The sequence below is a fragment of the Nonomuraea sp. 3-1Str genome, assembly GCF_031570565.1.
GTDB lineage: Bacteria > Actinomycetota > Actinomycetes > Streptosporangiales > Streptosporangiaceae > Nonomuraea.
Genome location: NZ_JALHBK010000011.1, coordinates 61,070 through 82,553, shown reverse-complemented (window position 1 = coordinate 82,553; position 21,484 = coordinate 61,070). Strand labels below are relative to the sequence as shown.

General features: G+C 73.9%; 19 protein-coding genes. 14 read left to right on the top strand and 5 right to left on the bottom strand.

The window, feature by feature from the left end:
- The first annotated feature begins 19 nt into the window (after nucleotides 1–19).
- Nucleotides 20–634, top strand: coding sequence for a Uma2 family endonuclease (locus tag MTP10_RS19310; protein WP_310710867.1), 615 nt, complete (start codon nucleotides 20–22; stop codon nucleotides 632–634).
- Here the strand turns inward: MTP10_RS19310 and hrpA are convergent.
- On the bottom strand, nucleotides 624–4,496 hold the full coding sequence (gene hrpA, locus MTP10_RS19305) for an ATP-dependent RNA helicase HrpA (protein ID WP_310710866.1): 3,873 nt from the start codon (nucleotides 4,494–4,496) through the stop codon (nucleotides 624–626). The two genes, MTP10_RS19310 and hrpA, sit on opposite strands and share 11 nt — an antisense overlap.
- Before the next feature lie 339 nt (nucleotides 4,497–4,835).
- The gene (gene ppgK, locus MTP10_RS19300) at nucleotides 4,836–5,561 is read right to left on the bottom strand and encodes a polyphosphate--glucose phosphotransferase (RefSeq protein WP_310710865.1); all 726 of its coding nucleotides are present in this window, start codon (nucleotides 5,559–5,561) and stop codon (nucleotides 4,836–4,838) included.
- A gap of 120 nt (nucleotides 5,562–5,681) precedes the next feature.
- Between ppgK and MTP10_RS19295 the strand changes: the two genes are divergently transcribed.
- Both MTP10_RS19295 and MTP10_RS19290 read left to right on the top strand, forming a co-directional pair.
- A complete protein-coding gene (locus MTP10_RS19295) occupies nucleotides 5,682–6,803 on the top strand; it encodes a TIGR03118 family protein (protein ID WP_310710864.1) in 1,122 nt (373 codons plus the stop codon).
- A 238-nt stretch (nucleotides 6,804–7,041) separates the two neighbouring features.
- The gene (locus tag MTP10_RS19290; RefSeq protein WP_310710863.1) at nucleotides 7,042–7,860 is read left to right on the top strand and encodes a DUF4253 domain-containing protein; all 819 of its coding nucleotides are present in this window, start codon (nucleotides 7,042–7,044) and stop codon (nucleotides 7,858–7,860) included.
- 16 nt (nucleotides 7,861–7,876) lie between these two features.
- Here the strand turns inward: MTP10_RS19290 and MTP10_RS19285 are convergent, their stop codons facing one another.
- Together MTP10_RS19285 and MTP10_RS19280 are read right to left on the bottom strand one after the other, a co-directional pair.
- Nucleotides 7,877–8,707 (bottom strand): SAM-dependent methyltransferase, encoded by an 831-nt coding sequence (locus MTP10_RS19285; protein WP_310710862.1) that lies wholly within the window; start codon nucleotides 8,705–8,707, stop codon nucleotides 7,877–7,879.
- 160 nt (nucleotides 8,708–8,867) lie between these two features.
- Entirely contained in the window at nucleotides 8,868–10,157 is a 1,290-nt protein-coding gene (locus tag MTP10_RS19280) for a Scr1 family TA system antitoxin-like transcriptional regulator (RefSeq protein ID WP_310710861.1), read from the bottom strand.
- 171 nt (nucleotides 10,158–10,328) lie between these two features.
- Here MTP10_RS19280 and MTP10_RS19275 point away from each other — a divergent pair, with 171 nt between their 5' ends.
- The 11 genes from MTP10_RS19275 (at nucleotide 10,329) to MTP10_RS19225 (ending at nucleotide 21,127) form a co-directional block, all read left to right on the top strand.
- On the top strand, nucleotides 10,329–11,147 hold the full coding sequence (locus MTP10_RS19275; RefSeq protein WP_310710860.1) for a hypothetical protein: 819 nt from the start codon (nucleotides 10,329–10,331) through the stop codon (nucleotides 11,145–11,147).
- The gene (locus tag MTP10_RS19270; RefSeq protein ID WP_310710859.1) at nucleotides 11,144–12,748 is read left to right on the top strand and encodes an MFS transporter; all 1,605 of its coding nucleotides are present in this window, start codon (nucleotides 11,144–11,146) and stop codon (nucleotides 12,746–12,748) included. The genes MTP10_RS19275 and MTP10_RS19270 overlap by 4 nt, the downstream gene beginning before the upstream one ends.
- A 56-nt stretch (nucleotides 12,749–12,804) precedes the next feature.
- Nucleotides 12,805–13,017, top strand: coding sequence for a hypothetical protein (locus MTP10_RS19265; RefSeq protein ID WP_310710858.1), 213 nt, complete (start codon nucleotides 12,805–12,807; stop codon nucleotides 13,015–13,017).
- A 31-nt stretch (nucleotides 13,018–13,048) separates the two neighbouring features.
- Nucleotides 13,049–13,357 (top strand): hypothetical protein, encoded by a 309-nt coding sequence (locus MTP10_RS19260; RefSeq protein WP_310710857.1) that lies wholly within the window; start codon nucleotides 13,049–13,051, stop codon nucleotides 13,355–13,357.
- Complete coding sequence (locus tag MTP10_RS19255) at nucleotides 13,357–13,797, top strand: hypothetical protein (RefSeq protein WP_310710856.1); 441 nt, start codon at nucleotides 13,357–13,359, stop codon at nucleotides 13,795–13,797. Before MTP10_RS19260 ends, MTP10_RS19255 begins: the two co-directional genes overlap by 1 nt.
- Nucleotides 13,794–14,522 carry a hypothetical protein gene (locus MTP10_RS19250; protein ID WP_310710855.1) on the top strand — a complete coding sequence of 243 codons (729 nt, stop codon included), beginning with the start codon at nucleotides 13,794–13,796 and terminating at the stop codon, nucleotides 14,520–14,522. Before MTP10_RS19255 ends, MTP10_RS19250 begins: the two co-directional genes overlap by 4 nt.
- Nucleotides 14,519–15,778 carry an FAD-dependent oxidoreductase gene (locus tag MTP10_RS19245; RefSeq protein WP_310710854.1) on the top strand — a complete coding sequence of 420 codons (1,260 nt, stop codon included), beginning with the start codon at nucleotides 14,519–14,521 and terminating at the stop codon, nucleotides 15,776–15,778. The genes MTP10_RS19250 and MTP10_RS19245 overlap by 4 nt, the downstream gene beginning before the upstream one ends.
- Before the next feature lies 1 nt (nucleotide 15,779).
- Complete coding sequence (locus tag MTP10_RS19240; protein ID WP_310710853.1) at nucleotides 15,780–16,580, top strand: aspartate/glutamate racemase family protein; 801 nt, start codon at nucleotides 15,780–15,782, stop codon at nucleotides 16,578–16,580.
- Nucleotides 16,581–16,582: 2 nt separating this feature from the next.
- Nucleotides 16,583–17,560 (top strand): porphobilinogen synthase, encoded by a 978-nt coding sequence (hemB, locus tag MTP10_RS19235; RefSeq protein ID WP_397334479.1) that lies wholly within the window; start codon nucleotides 16,583–16,585, stop codon nucleotides 17,558–17,560.
- Nucleotides 17,561–17,622: 62 nt separating this feature from the next.
- A complete protein-coding gene (locus MTP10_RS19230; protein ID WP_310710852.1) occupies nucleotides 17,623–20,493 on the top strand; it encodes a hypothetical protein in 2,871 nt (956 codons plus the stop codon).
- 109 nt (nucleotides 20,494–20,602) lie between these two features.
- Nucleotides 20,603–21,127, top strand: coding sequence for a GNAT family N-acetyltransferase (locus MTP10_RS19225; RefSeq protein WP_310710851.1), 525 nt, complete (start codon nucleotides 20,603–20,605; stop codon nucleotides 21,125–21,127).
- A 28-nt stretch (nucleotides 21,128–21,155) separates the two neighbouring features.
- Here the strand turns inward: MTP10_RS19225 and MTP10_RS19220 are convergent, their stop codons facing one another.
- On the bottom strand, nucleotides 21,156–21,413 hold the full coding sequence (locus MTP10_RS19220; RefSeq protein WP_310710850.1) for a hypothetical protein: 258 nt from the start codon (nucleotides 21,411–21,413) through the stop codon (nucleotides 21,156–21,158).
- Nucleotides 21,414–21,484 lie beyond the last annotated feature (71 nt).

Below are 21,484 nucleotides of genomic sequence, written 5' to 3'. Positions count from 1 at the left end.
GACTACGGAGGGACGGCCCATGGTTACGGTCAGAGTCATGGATGAGCGCCGACGCGCGAAGCCGATGTTCACCCTTGAGGGGCCCTTTCCAAGGACGGGCCGCGAATTGTTCGATGCACTACCCCCCCTTCCCGGATTCCGGGCAGAAGTCATCGAAGGGACTGTGATCTTGAGCCCGTTGGGCACTCCTGAGCACAGCTGGATCGCCGCCGACCTGCACGACGCGCTGCTTCCCGTGCGCAGGCAGCGCGGATGGCGAGGATCCGTGGGCGGCGTCAACATCTGCATCGAGGGGCCTCGTGAGCCCGTCGCCCCCGACTATGTCCTCTCACCGGCCGACTGTCCGCGCTGGGGACAGCTGGAGCTGATGTCCTCGGGCGTCATCCTGGTCGCCGAGGTCGTCTCACCGAGCAGCGTGGCGCGCGACCATGAGGAGAAACCGCGCCTCTACGCGCAAGGCCACGTGCCGATCTACCTGCTGATCGACACCCTGGCCTCGCCTCAGATCGTCACGGTCCACCACAACATCCAGCACGGCACCTACCGGACGATCACCACCGTCGACGTGGGCTCGCCGATCATGCTGCCCGATCCCGTCAACCTGGAGCTCGACACCTCGATCTTCAAGGGCTGAGCTTCTCCATCGCCTTGGCGATGCGCTTCTCCGACACCGGGGTGGGGGTCCCGAGCGTCTGGGCGAAGAAGCTGACCCGCAGCTCCTCGATCATCCACCTGATCTCCACCACGTCCGGGTCCGAGCGCCGGGCCGGGTGGAGCTTGTCCAGCAGGTCGTGGTAGTCGTCCTCGACCTTGTGCACCCGTGCCATCCACTCCTCGTCGCGCCAGGGCTCCTCCGGCAGCTTGGTCAGCCGCCGCTCGATGGCCCGCAGGTAGCGCAGCACGTCGGACAGCCGCCGGTTGCCGGTCGCGGTGACGAATCCCGCGTACACGAGCCGGCCGAGCTGCTCGCGGACGTCCTCCGTGGAGGCGCTCGACGGCAGCGGGTCCAGCCGGGTGCCGATCGCGTGCCACACGCTCAGGATCTGCTCCACCTTGGCCAGCACGTCCGCCGCCGTGTCGTGCAGCTCGGCCCGTACGTGCTGGTAGAGGCGGTCGAAGGAGACCGGGTCCCAGGCGGGGCCGCCCCGGTCGAGCATGAGCTTGTCGGCCGCCGCGTTGACCACGTCGTCGAACAGCGCCACGGCGCCACCGTGCGGGCTGCGTGACAGGGCCAGCTTGGCCTGGTTGGACAGGCCGGCGAGCAGCGACTTGGCCGGGTTGGTGACGTTGAGGAGCAGCAGGCGGCGCGTGCCGGGCCAGTGGGAGCGGCGCTGCTCCGCCTCCGTCTCGAAGATCTTGACGGAGACCGAGTCGCGGGCGTCCACCAGGGCCGGGTAGCCCTTCATGCGGCCCTGCTCGAACACCTTGGGCAGCGTGCCGAAACTCCACGTGCGCAGTCCGGTCCGCTCCAGGTCGTCGGCCGCCGCCGACAGCGTCTGGCGCAGGCGCGGCGCGAGACGCCGCTTGAGCGCGTCGAGGTCCTTGTCCTCGGCGATGGTCCGCTTGCGCTCGTCGATCACCCGGTACGTGACGCGCAGGTGGTCGGGGAGCTGGTCGAGCTGCCAGGCGTCGTGCGGCACGCGTACCCCGGTGAGGCGCAGCAGCTCCCGCTCCACGGCCTCCAGCAGCGGCTCGCCGCCCGGCCTGGCGTTGGCCAGCACCTGCCTGGCGTAGTTGGGGGCGGGCACGAAGTTGCGGCGCAGCGGCTTGGGCAGCGACCTGATCAGCTCGGTGACGAGCTCCTCGCGCAGGCCGGGGATCTGCCAGTCGAAGCCGTCGGAGCCGATCTGGTTGAGCACCTGGAGCGGCACGTGGACGGTCACGCCGTCGGCGTCGGCCCCCGGCTCGAACTGGTAGGTCAGCTTCATCCGCTGGCCGAGCTGCCGCCACGTGTCGGGGTAGTCCTGGGTGCTGACGTCGGCGCCCTCGTTGACGAGCATCTCCGGGGAGAACGTCAGCAGGTCGGCGTCGTCGGCGCGGGCCTTCTTCCACCAGGCGTCGAAGTGGCGGGCCGAGACCACGTCGGCGGGCACCCGCCGGTCGTAGAAGTCGAACAGGGCCTCGTCGTCGACCATGATGTCGCGGCGGCGGGCGCGGTTCTCCAGCTCCTCGACCTCCTCGAGGAGCCGCCGGTTGGCGCGCAGGAACTCGTGGTGGCTGTCCCACTCGCCCTGGACCAGGGCGTGCCGGATGAACAGCTCGCGCGACAGCTCCGGGTCGATGCGCCCGTAGTTGACCTTGCGGCCGGTGACCAGCGGCACCCCGTACAGGGTGACCTTCTCCAGCGCGATGACCGCGCCCTGGTCCTTCTCCCAGTGAGGCTCGGAGTAGGCGCGTTTGACGAGGTGCTGGGCGAGCGGCTCGACCCAGCCGGGCTCGATCTTGGCGTTGACCCGGGCCCACAGCCGGGAGGTCTCGACGAGCTCGGCGGACATGACCCACTGCGGCTGCTTCTTCGCCAGGGCGGAGCCGGGGAAGACGGCGAAGCGGGCGTTGCGGGCGCCGAGGTACTCCTGGATGGGGCGGCGGCCGTCGGCGGGGCGCTGCTTGTCCATGACGTCCTTGACGCCGATGTGCGACAGCAGACCGGCCAGCAGCGACACGTGGACGCTGTGTGGGTCGCCGGGATGGCTGTTGGGCTGGACGCCGAGCGCCTGGCGGAGCTGGCTGTAGATGTCCTGCCACTCGCGTACGCGCAGGTAGTTGAGGAACTCGGCCCTGCAGAGCCGGCGGAAGGCGCTGGAGGACAGCTCCTTCTGCTTGTCCTGGAGGTAGTGCCAGAGGTTGAGGTAGGCGAGGAAGTCGGACTCGGGGTCGGCGAAGCGACGGTGCTTCTCGTCGGCCTGCTGCTGCTTGTCGGCGGGGCGCTCGCGCGGGTCCTGGATGGACAGTGCGGCGGCGATCACCATGACCTCGCGCAGGCAGCCGTGCTTCTCGGCCTCCAGCACCATGCGGCCGAGGCGCGGGTCGACCGGCAGGGTCGCCAGCTTGCGGCCGACGGGGGTGAGCCGGCCCTCGGCGTCGAACGCGCCGAGCTCGTGCAGCAGGTTGACGCCGTCCTTGACCTGACGGCGGTCCGGCGGCTCGACGAAGGGGAACGCCTCGATGTCGCCCAGCCCGATCGAGGTCATCTGCAGGATGACGGAGGCGAGGTTGGTGCGCAGGATCTCCGGGTCGGTGAACTCCGGCCGGCTCAGGAAGTCCTCCTCCTCGTACAGCCGGACGCAGATGCCGTCGGAGGTGCGGCCGGAGCGGCCCTTGCGCTGGTTGGCGCTGGCCTGGGAGATGGCCTCGATGGGCAGCCGCTGCACCTTGGTGCGGTGGCTGTAGCGGGAGATGCGGGCATAGCCGGGGTCGACGACGTACTTGATGCCGGGGACCGTCAGCGACGTCTCGGCCACGTTGGTGGCCAGCACGATGCGGCGGCCGGTGTGGCGCTGGAAGACGCGGTGCTGCTCGGCGGCGCTCAGCCGCGCGTACAGCGGCAGCACCTCGGTGTTGCGGAAGTCGGCCTTGCCGAGCGCGTCGGCGGCGTCGCGGATCTCCCGCTCGCCGCTGAGGAAGACGAGGATGTCGCCCGGCCCCTCGGTGACCAGCTCGCGGCAGGCGTCGACGATGCCCTGCGTCTGGTCGTCGTCCTCGGCGAGCGGCCGGTAGCGGACCTCGACGGGGTACGTGCGGCCGGAGACCTCGACGATCGGCGCGTCGCCGAAGTGGCGGGAGAACCGCTCGGGGTCGATGGTGGCGCTGGTGATGATGACCTTGAGATCGGGGCGCCGGGGCAGGAGCTGCTTGACGTAGCCGAGGATGAAGTCGATGTTGAGGCTGCGCTCGTGGGCCTCGTCGATGATGAGCGTGTCGTACTGCTCCAGCAGCCGGTCGTGCTGGAGCTCGGCCAGCAGGATGCCGTCGGTCATCAGCTTGACGAGCGTGCGGTCGCTGCCCTGGTCGGTGAAGCGCACCTTGTAGCCGACGACCTGGCCCAGCTCGGTGCCGAGCTCCTCGGCGACGCGCTCGGCGACGGTGCGGGCGGCGATGCGGCGCGGCTGGGTGTGGCCGATGAGGCCGCGGACGCCGCGCCCGAGTTCGAGGCAGATCTTGGGGATCTGGGTGGTCTTGCCGGACCCGGTCTCACCGGCGATGATCACGACCTGGTGGTCGCGGATGGCCGCGAGGAGGTCGTCCCTGCGCTGGGAGACCGGCAGGTTCTCGGGGTAGGTGATCGCGGGCACGGCCTCGCGGCGGCGGGCCAGCCGCTGCTCGGCGCGCTCGACGTCGGCGAGGATCTCCGCGGCGATCTTGTCGCGGGCCTCGCGGGAGCGCACCCGGCGCGCGCCGTCGAGCCTGCGCCGCAGCCGCCGCTGGTCGCGCGGCATGAGCTCGGGCAGGCGGGACTGGATGTCGGTGAGCGGAGAGGACAACGCGGAGGTTCCCATACTGCTTCCAGGATATTTGAGCCCCGTGCACCGGGAGCCAACGGTCCATGCTGCCGGACCCCGCGGCCGCCGCGCATCCCAATAACCGGCCCGCGCCATGACCGCCCGCGTCATGACCGCCCGCGCCGCAGCTTGGCCGTGCCGCAGCCTGCCCGTGCCGCAGTCTGCCCGCGTCGTCGCAGGCGCTCTTCCGGGCATGGCCGTGGCCGTCCACGGCGGGCCCACTCTCCCCAGAGTTGCGTCGTGAACGGCCACGCCCATCAATGAGACTCCCGAAACGCGGTTCCGGTTGCGTCCGGGAGCTCACTATCTTGATCGGCGAGCCGGACGGCGCGCGGATCAGCCCGCCCGGCTGCCCGCCATCTGGGCGGCGCCGACGATGCCCGCCTCGTTCTGCAGGGCGGCCGGCACGATCGGCGTGTCGATCCGGACGTGCGGCAGCCACTTGTGGGCCTTCTTGCTCACGCCGCCGCCCACCAGGATGAGCGACGGGGAGAACAGCATCTCCACGTGCCGCAGGTACTCCTCGACCCGCTCGGCCCACTTGTCCCAGCCCAGGTCGTCGTCCTCGCGGGCCTTGTCGGAGGCGCGGCGCTCGGCGTCCTTGCCGTGCAGCTCCAGATGGCCGAGCTCGGTGTTGGGCACGAGCACGCCGTCGATGAACAGGGCGCTGCCGATGCCCGTGCCGAACGTCAGCATGAGCACGGTCCCGCGCCGGTCCCGGCCCTCACCGAAGGTCATCTCCGCGATGCCGGCCGCGTCGGCGTCGTTGATCACCGTCGCGCCGCCGAACAGCTCGGCCGCGTCGACGCCGATCCACGAGTGGTGGACGTTCGCGGCGGTGCGGACCACCCCGTCCCTGACCACGCCGGGGAACGTCACTCCGATGGGCCCCGACCAGCTGAAATGGTCGGCGATCTGCCGTACCACCTCGGCGACGGGCTCCGGCTTGGACGGGTGCGGGGTGGGAATGCGCAGGCGCTCCTGGGCGAGCTTGCCCGCCGAGACGTCCACGGGTGCGCCCTTGATGCCCGAGCCACCGATATCAATCCCCAAAACTTCCATATCAACCCTTCTCCCCAACAGGCGACAAGAAACGCCTCGCCGGATATTTCCGGACCATACTGAACCCTTCCCCGGGGCGCCCGCGTATCTCGCGTCACAAGCGCTAACAAGGAGGCACGGATGCGGTTACGCATCATCACACTCTGCGCTGTCGCGGTCGGCCTGGGCAGCACTCTCGCCACTCCCGCGCACGCCAACGCCACTCCCCGCGCGCGGTTCGACGTCGTCAGCCTCGTCTCGGACGTCCGGGGCAAGGCCGCCCTCACCGACCCCAAGCTGGTCAACCCCTGGGGTCTGGCCATGGGCAAGACCCTGTGGGTCTCCGACACGGGCACCGGCAGCGCCACCGTCTATTCGGGCGCCGGCAAGAAGGAGCAGACCGAGGTCGCCATCCCGGGCGGGGCCCCGACGGGCCAGGTGTTCAACCCGACCGACGGGTTCACCGTGAAGGGCAAGCCCGCCACGTTCATCTTCGCCAGCCCCAGCGGCGCGATCAGCGGGTGGAACGCCGAGGCGGACCCGAAGAACGCCCTCATCGCCGCGTTCACCCGCGGCGCCGACTACAAGGGCCTCGCGCTCGCGCAGACCGACGACGGCGACTTCCTGCTCGCCGCCGACTTCGCCCACGGCCGCATCGCCGCCTGGAACTCCGACTTCGAGAAGATCAAGCTCCGGGGCTGGCAGTTCAGGGATCCGGCCATTCCCTCGAACTACTCCCCGTTCAACGTGGCGGTCGCCAACGGCAACATCTGGGTGGCGTACGCGCTGCGCGACCCGGCGACCGGCAAGTCCGTCGCCGGCGCGGGCAAGGGCTTCGTCAGCCGCTTCAACGCCGAGGGCCGCCTGACCGGCCGCATCGCGCGTACCGGGCTGAACGCGCCGTGGGCGATCACCGCGGCCCCGCGCGGCGCCTACGCCGGATCGCTGCTCGTCGGCAACTTCGGCGACGGCACCGTCCACGCCTACCGCAACAGCCGTCACCTCGGCGCGCTGCGCACCGCCGACGGCAAGCCGATCCAGCTCCCCGGCCTGTGGGACCTGGAGGTCGGCACCGCGGCCAACGGCGGCGAGAACGCCCTGTGGTTCTCCGCCGGCATCGACGGCGGCCGGCACGGCCTGCTCGGCGTCATCCGGCCCGCGGGCTCCGGCGGCTCGACGGCCACCACGCCCACCTCGACGGCGACCCCGGCGCCCACCTCCACGTCCTCGCAGCACTCGAACCACTCGTACGGAGGTTACTGACCGGCCGCTGACGTTTCCGGCACGGTCGGCGCGGCCGTGCCGGAAACACCTCCGGGCCTTCCCCGCCCCTGCCCTGACGACCGGCCGCACCGCTCCCCCAAGTGATTCCCGCCGCCCCCGATGATTCGCGCCGCCCCCGACGAGTGACGCCGTCCCCGCTAAGTCCCGCCGCCCCCCTGGCCATGTCGGTGGGCGGCACTACCATCTCCCCGACGGGTCCGTACGGAGACGGTAGGGCATGACAGATCATCGGCTGCCACGCGAGCTGGGCCGGCTGTTCGCCGACGCCGGCAGGGGCCGCACGCTGCGGGTCGCTCTGCCGCCGGGTGACCTCGTCTGGCCCGACCCGGGCTACACCGGGCAGGGGGAGGCGGCCAGACCGGCGTTCTGGATGAGCGACGAGCCCGTGTCCGGCCGCGAGTGGGCCCGCTTACGCGACGAGCACGCCGCGAGCGGGCTGTGGCCGGTGCTGCTGGACGAGTCCGCCCAGCCCTGGTCGATCGGGCAGGTCGTGCCGGACGAGCCGGCGATGATCGACCACTTCACGGCCGAGGGGTTCATGCACGAGGTGTGGCAGGAATGGGTGGCGCAGATGCCGCCCGACGCCCTCACCGAGCTCGACCCCTACGGCGCGCTCTGCCCCGGCCCGGCCGCGCCCGGCATGCCCAAGGCCGATCCGGGCGAGGTGGCCGACTGGTACGCCGACCAGCTCGCGCCGCGCGGGATGCCGCTGGGCCTGGTCGCCGCCCGGCGCGGCGCCGACGCGCTGGCCGTGATGGGCTGGCAGGGGGCGCTGCACCACAACGAGTGGATGGTGCCGCTCGCGGCGGTGGTCCGCAGCTGGGAGGAGCGGTTCGGGGCGCGGGTGGTGTGCGTGGGGTTCAACACGCTGGAGCTGAGCGTCGCGGCGCCTCCGATGGACGCCGAGCACGCGCTGCACGTGGCGGCCGAGCACTGGGCGTTCTGTCCCGACAACGTGGTTCAGGGGCCGGGCGACCTGCACGGCTACGCCGAGCAGATCATCGGCAGGCACGCCTGGTCGTTCTGGTGGGACTGACCGCCCTGCGGACGGGTCACAGGACGCGGGCCACGGCGCCGTAGTTGCCCGAGGCGCTGGGCAGGGCCGCGCACGCCTCGTCACGGCCGTCGGGCCGCCACTCGGGCACCCACACCAGCCCCGGCTCGACCAGCTCCAGCCCCTCCAGCAGCGCCGCCACCTCCGCGCGGGTGCGGACGACGTGCCCCGGCAGCGTCATGGCGAGCAGATCGCCGACGGCGGGCAGCAGCTCCTCGGGGATCGCGTCGAAGGTGGTCTGCAGCAGAGCCAGGTAGCTGCCCCGGGCGGCGGCGTGGCACAGGCACTTGATCGCGTGCCGGGCGTCGTCGTCGCCGGCGCCCGCGACCGAGACCAGCAGCACGCCCACGGGCCGGTCCCAGTCGATGAACGTCTTGACCACCCGGTCGCCGAGCAGGTCCTCCACCTGCCGCACGTCGCCCTCCACCACGCGCACCAGGTCCGTGACGGGCTCGATGGTGGCCTGGGCGTACGCCAGGACCATCGGGTCGTTCTCCACGTACAGGACCCGGGCGCCGGAGCGGCCCAGCGCCTCGCGGGCCAGGTCGTGCAGCTGACGGCCGGGAGGTAATCCGCTGGGCACCCCGCTGCCGACGATCACGAACTGGTCGATCCCGCCGGCCGCCAGGTGGCGGACCACGCGGGCCAGGAAGGCGAGCACCGCGCGGGCGGCGGCGGTGGTCACGGGGGCGGCCTCGTCGTAGCGGCGCACGGCGTCGCGGTCGGCCACGAAGTTGTTCTTTCCTCCGGCGGCGGCGTCGAGCATCCGGGTGACACGCGCCTGGGCCGTGTCGAGCCTGGCCAGATTACGGATGGCACGTTGACGCATTTGACGTATCGCCCCTTTCCCCTCACCTTGCCGTACGGGAAAGTTCCGCGGCCTTCGACCCCACTCGGAGGACCAAGTTGAAAATGCTCCAAATGTCCCAACAATACAACCTATTGGAGCGAAATAATCGGGAAATATACGTTTCCCGGGTAATTATCGATCATCCTCGGGCGATGCGGTCACGGTGGGTGTTCAGCAGGTCGAACGTCTCCTCGCGGGTGGTCGTGGTGACCGAGAGTTTGGCGAACGCCTGGTGGTAGGCCTCGACGGCCCCCGGCTCGGTGATCAGCTCGTCGCGTTCGACGGTGTGCGCGCAGGCGATGTCGGGCTCGAACGCCTCGGCGTAACGCCAGAGCGTGAACGGCCCCGTGCGGGGCAGATAGGCCGGGTCGTTCAGAGGCACCAGGTGCAGGGAGACACCGGGACGCTTGGCGAGGTCGATCAGGGAGTCGAGCTGGGCCAGGTGGACGGGCGGGTCGGCGATGGAGCGCAGCAGCACGCCCTCGTCCATGATCGCCCACACGACGGGCCCGTGCCCGGCCCCCTGCCCGGCCCCGTGGCCGGCGAAGACCATCTCCTGGCGGGCCAGGACCAGCCGCACCGCCGCCTCGACGGAGGTCTGCCCGAGCGTGGCCGGCCCGGCCGCGCCGATCGCGGCGCGGGCGTACGCCTCGGTCTGGAGCAGCGGCGGGACCGTCCGCGGGTCGTACACGCGGATCACCGAGGCCCGCTGCTCCAGGGCGAAGGCGGTGGCGAGCCAGACGGGCACCGCGCTCGTGTCCCACCAGGCGGGCTCGCGCTCGCCGCGGGCCAGGGACAGCACGTGCTCGCGCGCCGGCAGCGCGGTCACCCCGTACAGGTCGAGCAGCCGCTCCACCATGGCCGGAGCGGGGGCCGCGCGGCCGGTCTCCGCGGCCTCGACGCGGATCGCGCCGCGGCCCAGCGCGCTCTCGACCTGCTCGGCCGTCAGCCCGGCCGCCTCGCGCAGGCCGCGCAGCCGCTCGCCGAGCGCCACGCGGACCGGCTCGGGCGGCGCCGTCCTGGCCGCGGGCACCGCCGGGACGGCCGGGGCCTCGGGCACGGGCGCGGAGTGCTCGGGCAGTCCCTCGGCCCGGCGGGCCAGGTCGATGACGCCGCGCAGCACGGCCAGCGAGCCGTCGGACAGCCCGGAGGCGGAGGCGCCGATGGCGGCGGCCCGCAACTGGAGGTCCTCCACCGCGCCGGAGTCGAGCGACTCCTCCCCCACCAGCCAGCCGACGCTGACCTGAAGGCAGGAGGCGAGCGCGCGCAGCACCTGGAGGGTCGGGTTGGCCTGCTTGCCGGTGCGGAGCTGGCTGACGTAGGCCCGGGTGATGGGGATGCCCGCCTCGGTGAGCTCGGCGGCCACCTGCGCGCCGCTCAAACCCCGCTCTCTCAGCGCCAGGTCCAGCCGCTCGGCGATGTTCGCCACTCCGCACCTCCTGCCGCCCGGGAGACCCTCAGCGTAGGGGAATCCGGGGATCATGCGCGCCTTCGGCCGCCCGTAAACCTCCAGCGGGCCATCCATACCCAACTGGAAAGTGTCAGTTGACACATCTTCCCACAGAACGCCACTATCGGACCGACACCTGGAAAGTGAGACTTGACAGCCGGACGGTTCTGGAGAGTCGCCGGCGAGGAGGTGGCCGGAGTGACCGCCGAACCGCAGAACGGTTCCTGGTTCGCCAGGCGGCCGAGGGCTCCGCAGGCACCCGATCGGGTGATCCTGCGCATCTGCGCCCGCGTGGTACCCCCCGACAAGCGCGTCCACGTCGCCAACATGCCGCTCGGCGGCGTGGAGGTCTGGGTGGACGGCAACGGCGACCGCTGGGTCCACTACCACCGGATGGCCCGCGAGCTGCGGCTGGCCGGCTGGCACACCGAGGTCGCCGCCGAGCGGCTGATGGTGCTCGGCTGGAGCGCCGAGTGCCTGGTCCACCGGGTCCGGATGCTCGACGCCGCCCTCGCGGGCCGGCTGTCCGACTACACCCGTACCGCCCGCGCGGCCTTCACGCTCGGCACCCGGCTGCGCGAGCAGAAGGTGCCCGCCGACGAGATCGCCATGAGGGTCCGCGACCACGTCGGCCGTGAGCTGCGCTGGCCCGACCGGCTCGCCGAGCTGGACGGTCTGGAGCGCACCGCGTCGCTGGAGCCGCTGCGGCTGCGGCTGGCGCAGGTCACCGGCCTGGAGGCCAAGGTGAGCCGCCGCTGCGCCGAGCACCTGACGCTGGCCTCGCAGGTCGTCATGTCGCTGCTCGGCCCGGACGCCGGCCGTTCGACGCGCCCGTGGACCAGGGCGCCCGGGCGACTGGTCGGGATCACCGAGCGGATGGTCGCGGCCAGCGTGCCGAACCGTCCCGAGGTGCCCCGGCCTGAGACCGTCACCGTCGCCCGCAGGGACCTGGCGGAGACGCCGCGATGACCCTGACGCCCGTTCGCGAGCACGTCGCCGGCCCGTTCGTCGGGCCGGTGGCGCGGCCCCGGCTCCTGGTCCGGGGGCGCTTCGTCGTCCTGCGGCTGATCGCCTGCGGTGTCGTCATCGCGATCATGGCCGACAGCACGGCGACGACGCTGGCGATCCCCGTGCTGAGCCGCGACCCCATCGCGGCGTCCCTGCCGATGGCGGAGATCACGTGGGTCAGCACGATCAACTTCGCCGCGGTGGCCGCGCTGCTGGCCACGGCGGGCCGCTTCGCCGACCTGCTGGGCAGGCGCAGCGTCCTCGCGGTCGGCCTGGCCCTGTACGGGCTGGGCGCCGCGGCGGTCATCGCGACCACGTCCTTCCCGCTCCTCCTCGGCGGGCGGCTGGCGCAGGGCGTCGGCGCCGCGCTGATGTTCCCCGCCTCGCTCGGCCTGCTGCTGGGCGAGCTGCCGGCCAACCGCCGAGCCGGCGCGGTGGCGCTGTGGAGCGCCTCCTCCGGGATCGGCGCGCTCACGCTCCAGGCCGGCGGCGGCCTGCTGGTGGCCGAGTACGGCTGGCGCGGCCTGTTCCTGCCGAGCGCCGGCCTGGCCGCCGCCCTGCTCATGCTGACCCCCGCGCTGCCCCGCTCCTTCGGGCAGGTGCGGCGCGTGCCCGACGTGTTCGGCACGCTGCTGCTCATCGGCGCGATCGCCGCGGCCGTGCTCGCCGTCTCCCAGGGCGGCACGTGGGGATGGACCTCCCCGCGCATCCTGGGCTGCGCGGCGGCGGCCGGGCTCCTGCTGGCCGGGGCCGTCGCCACGTCGTGGCGCCACGCGGCCGGCGCCATCGACATGCGGCTGTGGCGGCGGCCCGGCTTCCTGTGGTCGGGCGGGGCGTCCCTGCTGTACGGCGCCGCCTCGTTCGTGGTGCTGGCCCTCGGCCCGCTGTACCTGAAGAGCTCCGGGTTCGATCCCGTGACGATCGGCCTGTGGCTGACGCCCATCTCGCTCGCCATGATCGCGGGCAGCCCGCTGGCCATGCTGGCCGGGCGCCGCATCGGCCTCAACGCGGTCATCTACGCCGGGGCCCTGCTCCTCGGCGGCGGCTGCGCCCTCATGCTGGCCAACCCCTACCCGAACGTCCTGACGCTGGTGGCCGCGCTCATGCTGGGCAGCGGCTTCGGCGCCCTGTCCACCGGCACGTTCACGGTCGGCACGATGGCCGCCCATCCCACCCAGTACGCCTCCGCGGTCGGCGCCGTGAACACGGCCCGCATGCTGGGCGGCGCGATCGGGGTGGCCGGCGCCTCGGCCCTGGTGGACCAGCCGGTGCTGGACGGGCCGATGCCGGGCTTCGCCTCCGCGATGGTCGGCTGCCTGATCGTGGCCGTGGTCGTCGGCACCGTGGCCCTGGCCCGCGTCGCCGGAACGCCGCGCCGCCGGGCCGCGCGCCTGTCCAGGCGTGAGGCCGAGGCAGAGCTGATCATGCTGCGCCGGCTGCTGGCCGAGCTGCGCGACAGCTTCGTCCAGGTACGCGACGAGGCGGAGGAGGAGCTGGCCCGCTTCGGCGCCCGTGACCTGTCCGCCCACCTGCCCACCCAGCGGGCCGCCGAGCGGCTCTGAGCCCCGAGACCAGTCCCGTGTATCCGCCCGTGAAGCCGCGCTGACAGGAGTGGACCATGCTCACCGACGAGATCCGCAGGCCGTACCAGCACCCGTACGGGGTTCCCGCCCGTGGTGAGAGGCCGGCGCCGCCGCCTCCCCGCCCGGCGGAGGACGACCGCGTCACCACCGCGGCGGCCGAGCGCACCGTGCACCGGCTGCACCACATCAGGCAGGTGTCCGACCTGGCCATCAGCGTCATCGACCAGGCGCTCGAGCACGCGTCCTGAACCCCTCACCACCCCCCCGCAGGAGGAAACCATGGTCACCATCAAGGTCGAATGCCCGGCGGAGGTCGCCGCGGAACGGCAACGGGAGTTCGCCGACACCGTGATCGGGGCCGCGGTGCACCTGCTCGGCGCCGAGCGCGCCGGAGTGCGGCTGGACGTCACGGCCGACGTTGAGGACGCGCGGACCCGGCGCGAGACGGAAGACGCGCGGACCCGGCGCGAGATGGAGAACGCGCGGACCCGCCGTGATGAGGAGCAGGCGCGGGCCCGGCGCGAGGTTGACGAGGCCCGGGAGCGGCGTGAGGCGGCCTTCTGGGCCGCGGCTTGGTCGGGTTGCTGATGACGGCCGGACTCGCTCCCTCGCCCGTCCTGCCGGAGCGGACTCCCGTGCTGCCGGAGCGGCTCGTCCGCAGGGGGATCGGCGGCGCGATCCCCCCCCGCCGGGCCGGGGTCGCGCGGCCGTGGATCACCACGGTGCCGGCGCCCGCCTCCCCGTCCGTGGCCCCTGCGGAGGAGTCGAGCGCGAGCACGGTGGCGGTGGCGCTGCGGAGCAAGGCGAGCGCCGTCGCGGACGCCGAGCTGGGCCGGCTCGCCTCCCGCGCGCCGGGGCTGGACGCCTCCGCCCGCGACGAGGTGCGCGACGCCGTCCAGCGGGTGGTGGACGCCTTCCTGGAAGGGCCGCTGCCGCGCCTGACCCGCCACTCGGGTTCCCCCTCGGGCGAGCGGTACGCCGACGCGCTGCGGACGTTGTTCGGCCTGGACCCCGGGAGGACCACATGAAGCGGGGCAGAGTGGGCGTGATCGTGCCTCCGGCGAACCCGGCGGCGGAGCCCGAGCTGGCGCGCCTGCTGGGCTCCCGGGCCGACATGCACGTCACCCGGCTCCCGGTACGGCCGGGGCTGACCCTGCCGGAGCGGCTGGAGACGTACAACGAGGCGCTGCCCGCGATGATCTGCTCGTTCGGCGACCTGCCGCTGGACGCGATCGTCATGCTGTGCAGCGGCTCACGCTACCTGCTCGGCCCGGACGAGGACCGGCTGCGGTGCGACGAGCTGAGCAGGCGTTTCGGTGTGCCGTTCGCCACGGCGACGGTGGCCACGCTGGACGCGCTCGACCACATCGGCGCCGAGGACCTCGTGCTCGTCTCGCCGTACGAGCCGTGGCTGACGGAGCTGGCCGAGCGGTTCTGGAAGGCGGCCGGCATGCACGTCACCCGGGTGGTCGAGGTGCGCGCCCGGGGCCGGTTCTCGCCGTACAACGTGACCCCGGCCGAGCTGGTCGAGCAGGTGACGGAGGCGGGGCTGCCGGACGACGCGGTGGTGCTGTTCAGCGGCACCGGCATGTCGACGCTGCCCGCGCTGCTGTCCATCGGCGCCGGCAACGACCGGGTCCTGCTCACCTCGAACCTGTGCAGCTCCTGGTGGGCGCTGTCGCGGGCGACGGGCATGCCGATCACGCTCGGCCGGGCCCCGCACCGCCCGGCCGCGCAGGGGCAGCGGACATGAGCGGCGTCGCCGTGGTCGGCGCCGGCCCGGTCGGGCTGACGGCGGCGCTCACCCTGGCCAGGGCGGGCGTGCCGGTGACCGTGTTCGAGCGGGAGGCGGGCCTGGCCCGGCAGTCGCGGGCCTCCACCTTCCATCCGGCCACGCTCGACCTGCTGGACCACCTCGGCGTCGCCGAGCCGCTCATCTCCCGCGGGCGTGTGGTGAGCCGCGTCCAGTGGCGCGACCGGGCCGGCGAAGTCCTGGCCGAGATGGCGATGGGCAGCCTCGACGGACTGACCCGGCACCCGTACCGGCTGCACGCGGAGCAGTCGTCGCTCACCCCGCTGCTGCTGGCGGCGCTGTCCGCCGAGCCGGACGCGGACGTGCGGTTCGGCACGGCCGTGGACGGGGTGGCCGAGGGCGGCACCGGCGTGCGGCTGCGCATCGGGCGCAGCTGGGCGCGGGCGAAGTACGTGGTGGCGGCCGACGGCGCGCACAGCACCGTGCGCGGCTCGCTCGGGCTGCCGTTCCCCCGCTCCAGCTACCCGACGCAGGCACTGCGGGTCTTCACCGACTCGCCGCTGGACGAACTGCTGCCGCGGCTGGCGCCGCTGACGTACGTGCGCGACGTCGGCCAGTCGTGCAGCCTGCTCGCCCTGCCCGACCACTGGCGGATCGTGGTGCGCATCCCGTGCGACGCCCGCAACCCGCTGGCCACCTCCACCGTGGCCGCGCTGGTGCGGCGGGCGCTGCCCGGGGTCAGCCGCCCGGTACGGGTCATCGGCGCCGACCGGTACGGCCTGGCCCGCGGGGTGCTCGGCTCCTTCCGGTGCGGCCGGGTGCTGTTCGCGGGCGACGCGGCGCACCTGACCTCCACGGCCGGCGGGCTCAACATGAACGCCGGCATCCACGACGCCGTCGAGCTCGGCGCCGTCCTCGCCGACGTCATCGGCGGGGAGGCCGGGCCGTCCGCGCTGGACGCGTGGGCGTGGCGGCGGCGCGGCGTCCTGCTCGACCACGTGATCCCGCGCAGCGAGGCGCGCGTCGCGGGCGTGCAGGACCGCGACACCTCCCGGCTGGCGGCCGCGATGGCGGGGCTGCGGGCCATCGCCGGCGACCCGGACGCCACCCGTGTCTACCTGGCGCAGGCGTCGATGCTCGACACCCTCCCGGGCGGCATGCCGACCGGCGGGGCCGACACCCTGCCCGGCCGTCCGCCCGGACGCGCCCCCGACCGCGTGCTGGACCCCGTTCCCCATTCCGTGAGGCAGAGCTGACATGCGCATCTGGTTCCAGAAACACACCGTCGAGGGCCGCACGCCGCTTCTGGACAAGCTGTACGCCGAACACCTGGCCCTGGTGTCCGCCCCCGGCACGACCGTGGAGATCCACACGCTGCCGCCCGAGACGTACGGCACGGCGCTGCCCGAGCACCTGGTGGGCTACGGCGAGATCGGCCTGCTGTTCGGCCACTACTTCGCGCAGACCGCGGTGACCGCCGAGCGGGACGGCTGCGCCGCCTGGATCAGCGGCGCCGGCCAGGACCCCGGGCTGGCCGCGGCCCGCACCAGGGTGTCGATCCCCGTCGTCGGCTACGGCGACGCGGTCTGGCAGGCCGCCCGGATGGAGCGCCACCGCCTCGGCGTGCTCGGGTTCATCCCGCACCTGGCCGAGCCCATCACCGAGAACATCCGGGCCGCCGGCGCCGACCTGGCCTCGTACCAGATCGTCGAGCGCGGCGCGGACGTCGTGCAGCGGGCGCTCGCGCAGGACTTCGAGCCGTTCCTGGACGCCTACACCGAGGCCGCGCGCCAGGCCGCCAAGGCCGGCGCGCAGTGGCTGGTGCCGGCCGAGGGCATCCCGAACGTGATCCTCGTCCACCTGCGCGTCCACGAACTGCACGGCCTTCCCGTCATCGACCCCGGCGGCCTGGCGATCAAGACGGCCGAGCACTTGTGCGAGCTGCGCGCGCTCAACATCACCGCGCGCAGCACCGCCGGCTACTGGATGCGGCGCCCGCCCCAGGCCGCCGTCGAACACGCCGAGCGGGTGCTGCTCGGCAAGGTGATCGGAGACTGACCATGAGTTACCCCGCCGAGCGTCCCCGCCGCCTGCGGCGCACCCCCGCCCTGCGCGGGCTGGTGGCCGAGACCCGCCTGCACCCCGCCGACCTGATCCAGCCGCTGTTCGTCCGCGAGGGCCTGGCGGAGCCCCGTCCCATCGCCTGCATGCCCGGCCAGGTCCAGCACACCCGCGAGAGCGTGCGCAAGGCCGCCGCGGCCGCCGTGCGGGCCGGCGTGGGCGGGCTGCTGCTGTTCGGCATCCCCGAGAGCAAGGACCACGACGGGCGCGGCGCCTGGGACGAGCACGGCATCACCCAGCTCGCCCTCGCGGACGTCGCCGCCGAGGTCGGCGACGCCACCGTCGTCATCGGCGACATCAACCTGGACGAGTACACCGAGCACGGGCACGTCGGCATCCTCGACGCCCGCGGCGACGTCGACAACGACGCCACCCTGGGCGCCTACGCCCGCGTCGCCGTCGCCCAGGCCGCGGCCGGCGCCCACATGGTGGCGCCCAGCGGCATGATGGACGGCCAGGTCGGCGCCATCCGCCGCGCCCTCGACGCCGCCGGCCACCACAACCTGCCGATCATGGCCTACGCCGCCAAGTACGACTCCGCCTTCTACGGCCCGTTCCGCGACGCGGTCGAGTCGCGGCTGACCGGCACCCGCTCCACCCACCAGCAGGACCCGGCCAACCTGCGCGAGTCGCTGCGCGAGGTGCTGCTCGACGTGGACGAGGGCGCCGACATGGTGATGGTCAAACCGGCCGGCCTCTACCTCGACGTGGTGCGCCGCGTCGCCGACGCCGTCAACGTGCCGGTGGCCGCCTACCAGGTCTCCGGCGAGTACGCCGCGATCGAGGCCGCCGCCGCCAACGGCTGGCTCACCCGCGACCGCGCGATCCTCGAAAGCCTCACCGCGATCCGCCGGGCGGGCGCGGGCAGTGTGATCACGTACTGGGCCACCGAGATCGCCGAACGGCTGCCCCGCTGACCCCCGGTGCGGCCCCGATGCCGGACCCCAAGCCCGAACCGCGGAGAGGAGATGCGACCCGGATGTGGCGCACCCTGTCGGAGGACGCACGTGAGGCCATCCTCGAACTGTGCGACGGCTACGGGCCGCACCTGTACGACTACTGCCGGACGGAGTTGTCGTCGAGCGACGCCGAGCTGGCCGTCGCGGGCACCCTGCTGTCCGCGCACGCCTGGGCCGACCGGGTCGACCAGTCGTCGCCGCTGCGGCCCTGGCTGTACGCGCTGGCCCGCGCGCACCGCTCGTACATCTCCACCCCCACCAGCGTCGGCTCCTGGTCGCGGCCCGGCCGGATGGCCGACCTGCTGCCCGAGGCCCTGCGCGCGCTCGCCCCGCCGCACAGGGAGCTGCTCGACCTGTCGGTACGGCACGGGCTGACGACCGAGGAGATCGCCACCATCTTCGACGCGGACTCCGACGAGGTGGAGACGATCATCCTGGAGGCGGCCGACGGGCTGGAGGAGTGGTTCGCCGCCGTCATCGCCGCCAGGACCCGTCACGGGTGCGCGGCGCTGGAGTCGCGGGTGACGGACTGGGCCTCGGCGCCCGGGCGGCGCACCCGCGCGCGGATCAGCCGCCACATCGCGCACTGCGACGTCTGCCGGGGCGCGCCGCGCGTCATGGTGGCCGACACGCTGCTGCGGCAGATGCCGATCGCATCGGCGCCCGGCACGCTGCACGAGCAGCTCGCCTGGGCGCTGCCGCTGCCGGACGAGGCGGGACTGTGGCGGGAGGACGGCTTCCCGGCGCAGGCGCGCGGGCTGGCCGAGCCCGCGCCGCCGCCCATCGCTCCGGTCCCCGGCCCCACGGCGGGGACCTGGGAAAGCTCCGGGCCGGCGGCGGGCGCGGCCGCCGCCGGCCCGGAGCACACACCTGACCCGGCCGCGCACCGCCCACCCAGCAAACACGCCCGTCCCGGCCCACCGGACATCCTTCCGCGCCGTGCGAGCGTGCCGGGTGCCGTCGCGGCCCGCGCCGACTCCCCGTCCGGCCGGCCTTCCGTGCCGGTCGCCGAGACCCCAGGCGGGGCCGCCCAGACCGCCGCCTGGACCCCGGACCCGGCCGGCCAGTCCCCGGACTGGTCGCCGGACCGGGACGCGGACTGGGCCATCGTCCGCCGCAACCGCGGAGGCGTGCCGTACCGGAACCTTCCAGCGGCGTCCGCTCATGACCGGATCAGCAGTAGCGGCCCGGCCGGTCAGGAGCGGGCCCCCTCACGCCGGGCCGAAGGTGGCCCGCCCTGGGAGCACCACCCGGACGATGGCCCACTCACCTCCCGCCCCGCCCCGGCGGCGCCCCCGGTCCCGGCGGCGCCCCCGGTCCAGGCGCCACGTCGGGAGACGGCCCAGCCGCAGACGCCCCGCACCGGGGCTGCCCGTCCCGTCGTGCCGCAGATGCGCGTTCCTCCACCCGCGCCCGCGCCTACGTCCGCGCCCGCTCCGGCAGCCCCGGCGGCGGGGGGCTCCGCGGCGGGGGACCCGGCGGCGGGAGCTCGCGTGGCGGCCACGAGTCTGCCGACGGACCGCATGGTGGCCGGCTCCCCCAGGCCGAAGCGGACCGTCCCGCTGAGCGCCCCGGTCATGGCCGACGCCCCGCCCACCGCCCGCCCCAGGGCCGGAGCACCGAGCGGCGCCCCCGCCCAGCCGCACCAGACCCCGGACGGATCCCCCGACCGCGCCTCCTCCCCCACCGACCCGTCCGACGCCCCGGTCCAGGCGCCCCGGCCGGTCGCCGGCGGGCGTCCGGGGACCGCCCATCGGCCGCCCCCCTCCTCCGCCCGCGTGCACGGGGTGATCACCATCCCGGGGCCCCGCCGGCCCCCCGAGGAGACCACCCGCCCCCCGCGGGACGGCCGGGGCGCCGACGGCGTGCCGGGGTGGGCTCGCGGACGCGGCGCCGACGGTCCGGGAGAGGGCCCGGCCGTCGGCTCCCCGCCGTTCACCGCGCCGCTCCGGTACGAGCCCGCGCCACCGCACGACGCCCACGTGGTGGAGCTGCACGCCGGCGGCCCCGACGAGTTCTGGCTCGACCGCCCGGACACGGCCGACGGCGAGTCGGGGCTGACGGTGCGGAACGTGGCCCGCGTCGGCCTGCTCGTGGGCGTCGGCCTGCTCGTGGCGGGACTGGCCTGGTCCGGTCTCAACGCCCGCCAGCGCATGACCGTGATCACCGAGACGGGCTCCGACGGCCCGGCCCTGACGCCGGCTCCGGACGGCCGCCCGTCCCCCGGCCCCGCGGTCCCGGTGCCCCCGCCCGAGCCCGCCGCCGTCCCGCCGGCCGCGACCGCGGCCCCCAGCGCGGCCCCCGCCGTGACCCCCACGGCGGGGGCCCCGGCGAACCGCACGGGCGACACCGGCGCGGCGGACGACGGCAAGCGGGAGGGCCCGGTCGTGGCCGGCACGATGAGGCCGGCCGACCGGCCGGCGGGACGCGAGGCCAGGCAACCGGCCGAGCGGCCGGCCAGGAAGCCCGCGGGGACCCCCCAGCAGCCGGTGGCGCTGCCGCGGCCGCAGGCTCCGGTCGCGTTCCTGTCCCCGGTGTCGATCAGGCGGGGCGCCCGCCGTACCGGCACGTTCGCGCTCGCCTGCAAGGGCGGGACGTGCCGCATCGCGTCGGCCGGCGGCGCCGGCGGCATCGCGGTGTCGGGCAGGTCGTTCAGGGTGAAGGTGCCCGCGGCCCGGCCCGGCTGCCAGGGCCGTCCGGTCACCCAGACCGGCACGATCGTCGTCCGCTGGGTCGGCGTGGCGCGCGGCGACGGCCGCAGGACCTCCGGCACGACGAGCGCCGGCGGGACGCTGCGGCTGCGGGTCTCGTGGACCGTCGCCAAGGACCCGGGCGCGTACGTCCTGGACGGCGAGGGCAACGGTCACTGGACCAACTGCTCCAGGTACTAGGTTGATGCGGCCGCCGCGGTGCCCGGGGCGCGGGCCAGCGGCGGCCGACGGCTCCCGCCGCGACGGCGTCGGGCGGCAGCCGAGCCCTCGCCGGGGGACCATGGTGGTCATGCCACGATTCGTTGATCCGACGCCCAGGCTGCGCGCGTCTTTCCTGGAGGCGGTGGCCGAGTTCCGGGCCGACCGCGACTATCCCCCCTCCTGGTTCGTCGGCGACGTCGACCCGCCCGCCCTGACCGACCCGGACGCTTTCGAGGCGTATGTCGCGCGGCTGCTGGGCGAGCGTACCGAGGCAGGCACACGCGACGGGTTCGTCCCCATGACGACGCTGTGGTGGGCCGACGGCGAACGCTTCCTGGGCAGGATGGCCATCCGTCACCGGCTCAGCCCGGCGTTGGAGGAGCTCGGCGGTCACATCGGCTATGACGTGCGGCCGTCCGCCCGGCGCCGGGGGCACGCGACGGCCATGCTGGCCGCGGCGCTGCCGATCGCGCGGTCGCTGGGCGTCTCGCAGGCATTGGTGATGTGCGACAGGACCAACACGGCCTCGCGGCGGGTCATCGAGGCCAACGGGGGCCGGCTCATCGACGTCACCGAGCAGAAGCGCCGGTACCGGGTGCCCACGGGACCATGACATCCCCCGCGGGACAGGTGGACGGGGGTCAGGCAGCGATGGGGGCCTCGGGTTCGGCGTCCTGCGCCGACGTACGCGTCCGCGTCCGTGTCCGGGGCAGGAGGAGATAGGTGAGGGCCAGTCCGATCAGGCTCAGCACCGCGCCCCCCACGCCGGTCCAGCGCAGAGCGCCGGCGGCGACGATCGCGCCGCCGGCGACCGAGCCCGCGGCGGCGCCGAGATTGCAGGCGCCCACGTTGACGGTGACGGCCAGGGTCGGGGCGGCGCCCGCGTGCCTGCGGGACACCGGCGACCGTCTCGTCCCCACCTGCTCGGACCTGCTCGCCGATCTCCACCAGGAGCGCGACCGCATCGCTC

Coding starts and splice junctions, on each gene's coding strand:
- MTP10_RS19310 (WP_310710867.1), top strand. CDS start 20: ATGGTTACGGTCAGAGTCATGGATGAGCGCCGACGCGCGAAGCCGATG.
- hrpA (WP_310710866.1), bottom strand. CDS start 4,496: ATGGGAACCTCCGCGTTGTCCTCTCCGCTCACCGACATCCAGTCCCGC.
- ppgK (WP_310710865.1), bottom strand. CDS start 5,561: ATGGAAGTTTTGGGGATTGATATCGGTGGCTCGGGCATCAAGGGCGCA.
- MTP10_RS19295 (WP_310710864.1), top strand. CDS start 5,682: ATGCGGTTACGCATCATCACACTCTGCGCTGTCGCGGTCGGCCTGGGC.
- MTP10_RS19290 (WP_310710863.1), top strand. CDS start 7,042: ATGACAGATCATCGGCTGCCACGCGAGCTGGGCCGGCTGTTCGCCGAC.
- MTP10_RS19285 (WP_310710862.1), bottom strand. CDS start 8,707: ATGCGTCAACGTGCCATCCGTAATCTGGCCAGGCTCGACACGGCCCAG.
- MTP10_RS19270 (WP_310710859.1), top strand. CDS start 11,144: ATGACCCTGACGCCCGTTCGCGAGCACGTCGCCGGCCCGTTCGTCGGG.
- MTP10_RS19265 (WP_310710858.1), top strand. CDS start 12,805: ATGCTCACCGACGAGATCCGCAGGCCGTACCAGCACCCGTACGGGGTT.
- MTP10_RS19260 (WP_310710857.1), top strand. CDS start 13,049: ATGGTCACCATCAAGGTCGAATGCCCGGCGGAGGTCGCCGCGGAACGG.
- MTP10_RS19255 (WP_310710856.1), top strand. CDS start 13,357: ATGACGGCCGGACTCGCTCCCTCGCCCGTCCTGCCGGAGCGGACTCCC.
- MTP10_RS19250 (WP_310710855.1), top strand. CDS start 13,794: ATGAAGCGGGGCAGAGTGGGCGTGATCGTGCCTCCGGCGAACCCGGCG.
- MTP10_RS19245 (WP_310710854.1), top strand. CDS start 14,519: ATGAGCGGCGTCGCCGTGGTCGGCGCCGGCCCGGTCGGGCTGACGGCG.
- MTP10_RS19240 (WP_310710853.1), top strand. CDS start 15,780: ATGCGCATCTGGTTCCAGAAACACACCGTCGAGGGCCGCACGCCGCTT.
- hemB (WP_397334479.1), top strand. CDS start 16,583: ATGAGTTACCCCGCCGAGCGTCCCCGCCGCCTGCGGCGCACCCCCGCC.
- MTP10_RS19230 (WP_310710852.1), top strand. CDS start 17,623: ATGTGGCGCACCCTGTCGGAGGACGCACGTGAGGCCATCCTCGAACTG.
- MTP10_RS19225 (WP_310710851.1), top strand. CDS start 20,603: ATGCCACGATTCGTTGATCCGACGCCCAGGCTGCGCGCGTCTTTCCTG.